The organism is Candidatus Magnetaquicoccus inordinatus, assembly GCF_004217665.1.
Taxonomy (GTDB): Bacteria; Pseudomonadota; Magnetococcia; order Magnetococcales; family Magnetaquicoccaceae; genus Magnetaquicoccus; species Magnetaquicoccus inordinatus.
Map to the genome: position 1 here is coordinate 1 of NZ_RXIU01000161.1, position 8,294 is coordinate 8,294.

An 8,294-nucleotide genomic window follows, 5' to 3' on the forward strand; every position below is an offset into this window, starting at 1 on the left:
CACCAATTTGTGCCCCGAAGGGGCACGCTTTGGGAGGGCGGATGCCCGACATGCACCGTTTCACTTGTGGCAACAGTAAGGGAATTTTCAAAGGCGATTGCCCTGGATGGTTCGGCAAGGTTGCTCAACTTTTACAGAAGGACGTTTCCCGAATGGTTCACTCTGGCACAGGATTTATACCGGCCACCATAGGGTTGGTGTTGCTGCTGTTTTCCGGAACCCTCGGCCCTCTCCATGCCGGGGAGCTGCTCTATCCGCAAAAAGATCCTGCTCCGACAGGGCGTAAACCAAATCAAAGCGATTGGATAAAGTTGATACGGGAACATATCAGCCCTTTGACCCAGGAGCGGGGAAAAAGGTGGCCCTTGGTCTCTTTTGCCCTGATAGGTTCCGAACCCTTCACGGATGATGATTTACAAATGCTGTCAGCAAGAGGAATCGCCCCTTTTTTGCCTCTCTCCAGCGACTCGATACCCGCCGCCCGTCGCCTGCAATCCTCTGGAGTGCCGGTCATCCTGTTCGATGGCCGCAATGGCTCCTGGCCCTACTCCCTGGAGAGCGACAGTAACAATTGGGCCTACCAATATCCTGCCGATCTGAAGGTCAATCCGCAGTGGCTCGAAATGCCGGTTCCCACCCTGTTTCGAGGCTGGGCCGTGGCGGCCGGACAACTGCGCAATACCCTGAAACTGTTTCGCAGAGAAGGGATCACAGTGGATGCCATCTGGCTGGATTATGAAAATGAACCCAGTCAGGCCGACTATTATGCCGCCATTCTTTCCCCGTTTGGCCGAACCTTTCTCCCGGAAAAGGTGTTGCGGGATGAAAAAATCTTCCGCCACTATTGCCGTCAGCTCTGGTCACAATTGCTGTCGAGTTATATTGCCGGACCGGCAAGAGAGATATTTCCGAATGTTTCCATTACCAATTGGATTGTCACATTCTCATCGACAGAACTGCCGGTTCTGGGCTGGCAAAATGAGCCGCATCCTCCTTCCGGGAGCACACTCTTTACCACAACCAATCCGGTTGCCTATGGCATCGATACTGCCTTTCTGGCCCTTTGGAAATCCTCTTTTCCTCTGGATCAGGAACATGTGGACCAGTTCTACACCCATATCCTGTTGCGTCAGGTCACTGCCGACAGCTTCAACCGGCAAAAACAGGCTCCCTACCTGGATGCGGTGCCTTGGGTAGCCCGCTGGGTTGCCGATCATCCTGAGCGAAAAGTTCCTGTCATGAGCCGAGAACGGTATCGGGAAACCTTGCGCCATCTGTGGATGCGCGGCATCTCCGGCATGCAGGTGTTCAATCCGGTCAACAAGCCTGAGCATGTCGGCATGGCCGTGGCTGAATTGCAAGATGCAGTGGCGGTATATGATGAGATGCTGGTTTACAAAAATTTTCTGGAAAAAGGGGTGCCAATGCAGTTGACAATCCCGGAAATGCAGGCAGATGGTCTGCTCTGGTCTGGATTGCAGTTGCAAAATGAGGCCATTGTCCGTATGTTCTGGCAAGGGCAACATATTGGCTCCCTGACCATCGAACCCTGGCCGGAAAGCCGGATTACCCTGAGTCCGCCAACCCGCGGCACCACCTTTCATCTTCGCTTCAACAAGGAGGAAAAAACGGTGCAGATTGTCAGTATCAAGCCATCATGAGACCGATCCTCTCTTTCCTCACACTGCTCCTCTTGATGACCTCTCTGGCAGCGGGCGAGTATCCTACCGAGACTATCCATTGGCAAAGCCTGTTGATGCGTGCGGAACGTGGAGATGCGGTGGCACAGTTTTCAATAGGATATGCAGCACTGCACGGCGAGGGAAACCAGGATCCTGAAACGGCTGTCACGTGGCTGGAACGTGCTGCCAGGCAAGACCATGAACCAGCCCTCATCAAACTGGCCGAACTGCACAGCACAGGAAACTGGGTTGCCCTTGATCTGGAAAAAGCAGCAGAATGGTATCGCAAAGCGGCAGAACAACAGATAGTGGCTGCCCAATTTTCCCTTGCCGAAATGTTGTGGCACAACCAGCCAAACGGCCAACAAAAAAAGGAAGCGCTGCACTGGTACAGAAAAGCGGCACAACAGGGAGTTGTTGCGGCCATGGTACGACTGGCGGCTCTTCTGAACCAGGAAGAAGGAGAACAAAACAGCTCTGCGGAGGCCATCCAGTGGTATATCAAGGCGGCACACGCGGGCAATACCGAAGCCAAGCTGGCATTGGGTTACATGCACTACAACGGTTACGGCAGCAAACGGGATCTGCGCGAGGCGCTGGAGTGGTATCGACAAGCGGCCGAAGCGGGCAGCGGAGAAGCGCAGTTGCAACTGGCCTATATGTGTTTTAATGGATATGGTGTTCCAAAAAATGATAAACTGGCTCTGTATTGGTTTACCCAGGCAGCAGAACAGGGAATCGTCGAAGCCCAACTTAATCTGGCCGGCCTCTATCTGCGCGGCCATGGCACAGCGATAAACTATTTTGAGGCCTATATCTGGTTCAATCTGGCCGCAACGGAAGAGGAACCGACCGAACTGACCAAACGGGCACAGGCGGGTCGGACACAGGCCGCTCGCCATCTCTCTCGCGAACAACTGACCGAAGCGCAACAAATTGCCGGAAAACGGTTTTTCAAGCAGCATCGACTGGGACAATCCAACATGCAACAGGAATGATCGTGAAGATCCGCAACAAGAGATGGTGGTTGATCAGTGTGACGATCCTGTTGCTCGGGGAAGGAATCGTCCTTGCCGATAATCCTGCTCCGGCAGAACCGCCAAAACATATCGGGCGTGTTCAGCAAATTACCGGACAGGCCTTTGGGCGCGTCGCCCCTGCGCAAGCAACGGCATTGACAGCCAATGGGGAGCTGTTTGCCGGAGAGGAGATCACCACACAAACCCAATCCTCGTTGACCATTCAGTTTCGCGATGGCACAACCTTCTCGCTTGGCCCGGATGCCAAGGTCACCCTGGATCAATATCTCTTCAATCCGACAGCCAGTCAGGTACAAAATACGGTGCAGGTTGACAAGGGGGCATTTCGCTACACCTCAGGCATGCCGGTCAAGCAGTCAACCGTGGCCATAAAAACTCCCAAAATTCAGATTGGTGTTCGTGGCACGGTGGCCGAAGGGGTAGTTGATGACAATCTGCCAACCTTTCTATCGTTGCCCAAAGGGGAAGGCACACTCAGCAATGGAGCAGGCACTCAGCCCCTTGCCGAGGGTCAGGCAAGCGCAGCGCTGGCCAGCAACCAGACTCCTGCCGCTCCCTCTTCCATGCCCCCGGCAGTGACCGCCCAGGCCATTCAATATCTGGAAAAACAGTTTCCGGCAGCCGAACTGGCCCCCGTTCCGATGAGCGAAGCACAAAAGATTGCCGACGCCCTGGCCAACCAGGCCACCCTGGCACAACAAAATCTGTTCCAGAAGAGAGCTGCCGTCGATCAGGGAGAAAAACCCTGGTTGCGTTGGCTGATTCATACGATTGTCCATTGGGTAAACACGATCATTGATCTGTTTGAAAGTGTGGACCGGTGGTTGTTTGCCGACCTGCGTCGGCACTGGCAACAACTCTCCTGGGTGCAGAGCGCCTGGGCGGCCAACGAACCACAAGGAGTATCCCCCCTCTCCCTGCTGATCAAGGCCCAAAGTGCCGGATTGTTAAACCCTGACACTGGCATCAGCCAGGAGAGCCGTCAGGCACAGTTGCAGAGCTTCAGCAAAGAGGCTGACGTCCTGCTTCCCAATGCCGGGGAGATTATCGGCAAGCATCAGCAAAAACAGCAGCAGAAAAACTGGGAAAACACCAAGCAGAGTACACAGAATGTGGTCAGCAATGCGGCCAGGGTGGTGCGGGATGGAATCGATCTGGCGGCTATCGTGCAACCGGTCATCCAGACCACTTCAGGCAAATCAGAGGAGTTGGTGCGCATTGTAGTGGGCAGCGCCCTCTCAGCTCCCGGCAAAACCGATAACGGCAAAATGGCAGGTCTGGTGGTGGCTGCCGCCTGTCAGGCCAACCCGGCCATTGCAACTGCGGCGGCCTCCAGTGCCGTTACAGCCATGCCGCAGCAGGAACGCTCCTCGGTGGCGCCTGCCGTTGCTGGAATTGCCGCCACTCTTTCCCCCAAAGAGGCCAGCCGCATAGCTTCGGGTGTCGCCGCTTCAACCGACAAATCAGCCGCAGCAGTGATTGCTGCAGCAGTGACATCGGTTGCCAAAGAACAGGGCGCAGCGATAGCGGCAGCCGTCGTGCAAACAGTCGGAGCAGCAAGTGCTGCCGAGGTGGCGGCTACGGTTGCACGCATGCTGCCAGCCAAGGATGCGGCCCAGGTTGCCGGCAGCGTCACCCGGGTGGCTGGAGACAAAGCTGCCATCAGTATTGCCGCAGCCGTTGCCAAAGTGGCCAGTGGAGAAGCAAAAACGATTCTCACATCCGTATTGCAAGCCACGGAGAGTCGTTCCACTCGTTTGACGGCGGAGGTGGCAGTCGCCGTTGCCGCATCAGCCGATCACAAGGATGCAGCGGAACTGATGAACACGGTTGCCCAGGTAACCGGCAGCAATCTGGAGCAGATCAAGGCGGCCATGGACCAAGCCAAAAACTCTCCTGCGGTAAAAGAGGCTGTCTCCTCGGCTGGCAATATTGCTGCCAAAGCGGAACAAACGGAAAAATCAGTGCAGTCTGTCAAACAACAGGCAGCCGAAATGGAACAACTGGGACGCGAGCTGGAACAGCGCCGCCAGGATGCGACAACCCCAGACAAGGGCAAGGCAGCAGAACCCCCGGCAACTGAGCCAACCAAAAACAGTCCGCCAGTACGCGAGCAAAGTCAATCCGGCAGCAAAAACACCGGAGAGGTTACCGAAAAAAGCAGCCTCTCGCAGGGGGAAACGCTGCAACAACAACTGACGGAAGCCATTGCCAAAGGGCAACCGGTTATGGATGTGTTGCAGGCGGCCATGCGCTCGGGTAACGCCAGCTCCGAACAGCTTGTGGCAGCCGCCATGCGCGCTGGAATGGAGCCGACAGCCGTTACCCAGGCTGCCATTGCATTGGGCGGCAATACGGCCGATATTGTCGCTGCGGCGATCAAAAATGGCGCTTCGGCAGCCGATGTGACTGCAGCCGCCATCCGTGCCGGAGCTGATTCAGAGGTTGTCCTGACCACAGCCCTCAACGCCGGAGGCAACGCCAGTGACGTGGTCGTTGCCGCCATGGGAGCAGGCAGCAGCAGCGATCAGGTGATTGCCATGGCCCTGCAGGGTGGCATGCAGCCGGATAAAATCATGGCCATGACCACCCAGAAAGGGCAGGATGTGGCCTCAGTGGTTCAGGCCATGGTCCGTTCGGGAGGCAATCTGCAAGAGATTATCGAATCGGCTTCCCGGACAGGGAGCGACCCCGGTTCGGTCATCGGAGCTGCAATATCTGCCGGAGCCGATGTACGACAAGCGGTCAGTGCCGCAGTGCAATCGGGTGGAAATCTCACTCAGATTGCCGAGGCTGCCATTCGTGCCGGTGGCAATGCTGGTGAAGTTACAGCCGGCGCCATCAACGCCGGTGGCAAGGTTGAAACGGTGGTCAGTGCCACCATTGCCGCTGGAGGAAGCGTACATGATGTAGTCACAGCAGCCAGTTCCCAGGCCCCCAATCAAGTTCAGTCAGTGATCGAAACGGCCATTGCTGTTGGAGCAGATCCATCTGCCACCCGTGAGGCTGCCGCCGCCAGTCGCATGCAATTCAACCAGCCGATACAATCGCTTAAATCGCCCAGTCCTTCTTGATTCATTGCCCCAACTCGATTTGGGCAACCAATTCGTGCATAGCCGTCAAATTCAGGGTCAGTATTTTTGCGTGCAGACCCTGTAAAACGGTATGTAGCTGTTTTCACTACAAATTTTTAAGCTCAGCGTGGATTTTAAGCTGTTTATAGCCCTCTTCATGTTCCCACCGTTGCTTGTACAGTCCACCATTCAAAAAATTTCCGGATTTTTTCCGTGCAGAAGCCGCTTATCCATGCGGCCTTTTTTGTGTCTAAAAAATACAATATCTCCAACAGTTGCCAGAATCAGTTCGACAACGCATGTGCCATCCTGTGGACATAGCGAGGGTCGAAATCGGCCTTTTTCTCCTTCTCCACGCCGATATTATCCAAAGGCTGTGGACACACATCTGCCGTGTCCCTGAAAAAGAGACACGCTTTTCCTGATATATTTCATTGTTTAGTAGCGTTTGCCGATGTCATGCGTGGCGAGACCAGCGTTCAATCAGTTTGGCGGTGGGGGATAGTCCGTTGGCGGATGCGGCGGAGTATTCGTTCGTGGTGGATGGGGGTGCGGCATAGACATAGCCAAGGTCGCTGCAGGAGGTGGCGGATATGCTCATGCTTTGGCGCACACATAGTATCTCTCCCGTCAATTTGCTGTACTCCGTCGTGCGGCGCACAGAAAGTGGGTGGAGCGCATTGAGATTTACCGTTTTCATACACAAATTCGATGCGCTGCCCTCTTTGACAGGCTCAGGCGAGTTCGTCGCCGTCTCTGTCCCTCCCATTGATTCGCATCCTTGCGTCCGTGTCAAAGATTCCCCGAATTTATCACTTTCTGGTCAATGTTACCCGGGTTTGCGATGCCGAGGCAACATCCCGATTTTTTCGCGTTCGAGCCCGCGTCTGCTTTACTTAACCAAAGAGGAGTCACGCAAAGATTCATCTCATTCCCGTTTGCATCATTTCGGTGCGATGGAAAAGGGTTTGTCTTCTTCTTGACCATGCGGATCGTGATAAGTGATTGGTGCAAAGGAGACCACCTGTCTGCCAGATGCCCTTTCCATCTCTTGTAATGCCTTGCCCATAGCCCGCAGATCGAAATTGAACTGGGCAGCAAACTCTTCCCTGTTTTTACGCACTTCTTCGACGATAGGATCAACCCACACAGTCAGTTCTCCTCTGGTAGCTCTTCCGGGGTAACAATGATGGGGGATACCATCCCTTGTGTCTTCAATGCCTCATCAATAGCACGACGGGTTTTTCCATTAGCGATATGCCGACAGTTCCATGTCAACAGGAAGTCTATGCGGTGAAATGCCGCCAAAGCGATGTGCAAGGCGTCTGCATCCGCTTTTGTGGGGAGCATCGCGTGTTTTTGCAGTTGCTCCCCGAGTAGAATCACTTCGTCATTGATCGTCAGCACGGGGATTGCCTCCACCAGCGACAGCCGTCTTTGGGCGGCATTTTGGTCACCCATCGACATCTCCTGAATGACCAAGGTGGATACGAACAACTCGTACTGGCACCGTCGTTCTGCCCACCATTCGTGGGTGATCTGCTGATGAGCGGCTACCACCAAATCCCGGCTTGGCATGGCGGCCAAGTAGCTGACGATGCTGGTCTCCAGGTAAAGGCGCGGTTTCATGGTGTCCCAAACATTGTCTCATCATCGATGGTCAGTGCGTTGCTCATTGGCTTTATCCTCCATTGTCATCCCACCTGCAGTCAGCATACCAGAAAATTCCAGACCACCAATAGCGTCATGTGAGCCAGACGCGATTTTGACTGGGTGCTGCGTCACCTTTGCCTTTCGATCATCGCTCAGCAAAAAAACATCTACAATAGTATTGAACGCTCTTGACATAATTCTTTATATCGTTTTATCTCTGTATAAGTAATCTAGGACATAGATTTTACGATGCAATAACAGATTATTTAATAATTGTTTTCGTATTTGAACAGAATGGTACATTCTGTTCAACGAGTCAACAACTTTTTGATAGCAAACTCACAAAAATTAAGGAGCATGATGATGTCAAATTTATACGATAACGACGGCAATCGAAAGCATCTAACGGTTCAAGAACGCGCAGCTTTTCTGGATGCAGCACGGAACATGTCCGAGGAGATTTACACCTTTTGTGCCGTCCTCGCCTACAGCGGAGCCAGGCTCTCCGAGGTGCTGGCGTTGAAGCATGAGCAGATCGATCTCAAGGCACGATTGGTGATCATCGAGTGCCTCAAAAAGAGGCGAGCACACGTGTACCGGGCGGTACCAATCCCGCATGAGTTGGCAGTCGGACTGGAAGATGTGCATGCTGTCACTGCCGCCAAACGGGATCCTGTCCGGTGTGGAATGCCCGGTTTCTGTGGAACAGGAGGCACAGCGTATTGCCGCACAACTGTTGACAAGACAAGCTGAAATTGCCCCACCATCTCAATGGTTGCGTGAGCGCAGCGCCCTTGGAGAACTGATCGACGTCGATTACGAATCGATGAGTCTCATGCAACTCT

The 8,294-nt window shown here is 54.1% G+C and carries 6 protein-coding genes; 4 read left to right on the plus strand and 2 right to left on the minus strand.

Annotated features, from left to right (window positions below; translation table 11 throughout):
* Positions 1-152: 152 nt before the first annotated feature.
* From EJP87_RS11340 to EJP87_RS11350, 3 genes are read left to right on the plus strand one after another with little or no spacing between them, the layout of a single operon-like run.
* The gene (locus EJP87_RS11340) at positions 153-1,661 is read left to right on the plus strand and encodes a hypothetical protein (protein WP_130471989.1); all 1,509 of its coding nucleotides are present in this window, start codon (positions 153-155) and stop codon (positions 1,659-1,661) included.
* Positions 1,658-2,680: a tetratricopeptide repeat protein gene (locus EJP87_RS11345; protein WP_130471990.1), complete on the plus strand. Its 1,023-nt coding sequence runs from the start codon at positions 1,658-1,660 to the stop codon at positions 2,678-2,680. The genes EJP87_RS11340 and EJP87_RS11345 overlap by 4 nt, the downstream gene beginning before the upstream one ends.
* Before the next feature lie 2 nt (positions 2,681-2,682).
* On the plus strand, positions 2,683-5,796 hold the full coding sequence (locus EJP87_RS11350; protein ID WP_227657592.1) for a FecR family protein: 3,114 nt from the start codon (positions 2,683-2,685) through the stop codon (positions 5,794-5,796).
* Between the two features lie 943 nt (positions 5,797-6,739).
* Here the strand turns inward: EJP87_RS11350 and EJP87_RS11360 are convergent.
* Both EJP87_RS11360 and EJP87_RS11365 read right to left on the minus strand, forming a co-directional pair.
* A complete protein-coding gene (locus EJP87_RS11360; protein ID WP_130471993.1) occupies positions 6,740-6,946 on the minus strand; it encodes a hypothetical protein in 207 nt (68 codons plus the stop codon).
* Between the two features lie 2 nt (positions 6,947-6,948).
* A complete protein-coding gene (locus EJP87_RS11365; RefSeq protein WP_130471994.1) occupies positions 6,949-7,425 on the minus strand; it encodes a type II toxin-antitoxin system VapC family toxin in 477 nt (158 codons plus the stop codon).
* 471 nt (positions 7,426-7,896) lie between these two features.
* Between EJP87_RS11365 and EJP87_RS19025 the strand changes: the two genes are divergently transcribed.
* Positions 7,897-8,202, plus strand: a complete 306-nt coding sequence (locus tag EJP87_RS19025; protein ID WP_420886860.1) for a hypothetical protein — start codon at positions 7,897-7,899, stop codon at positions 8,200-8,202.
* The last annotated feature ends 92 nt before the right edge of the window (positions 8,203-8,294 follow it).

Excerpts from the sequence above, each read along its gene's own strand:
- EJP87_RS19025 (WP_420886860.1), top strand. The coding sequence starts at position 7,897 with ATGTCCGAGGAGATTTACACCTTTTGTGCCGTCCTCGCCTACAGCGGA.
- EJP87_RS11340 (WP_130471989.1), top strand. The coding sequence starts at position 153 with ATGGTTCACTCTGGCACAGGATTTATACCGGCCACCATAGGGTTGGTG.
- EJP87_RS11365 (WP_130471994.1), bottom strand. The coding sequence starts at position 7,425 with ATGAAACCGCGCCTTTACCTGGAGACCAGCATCGTCAGCTACTTGGCC.
- EJP87_RS11345 (WP_130471990.1), top strand. The coding sequence starts at position 1,658 with ATGAGACCGATCCTCTCTTTCCTCACACTGCTCCTCTTGATGACCTCT.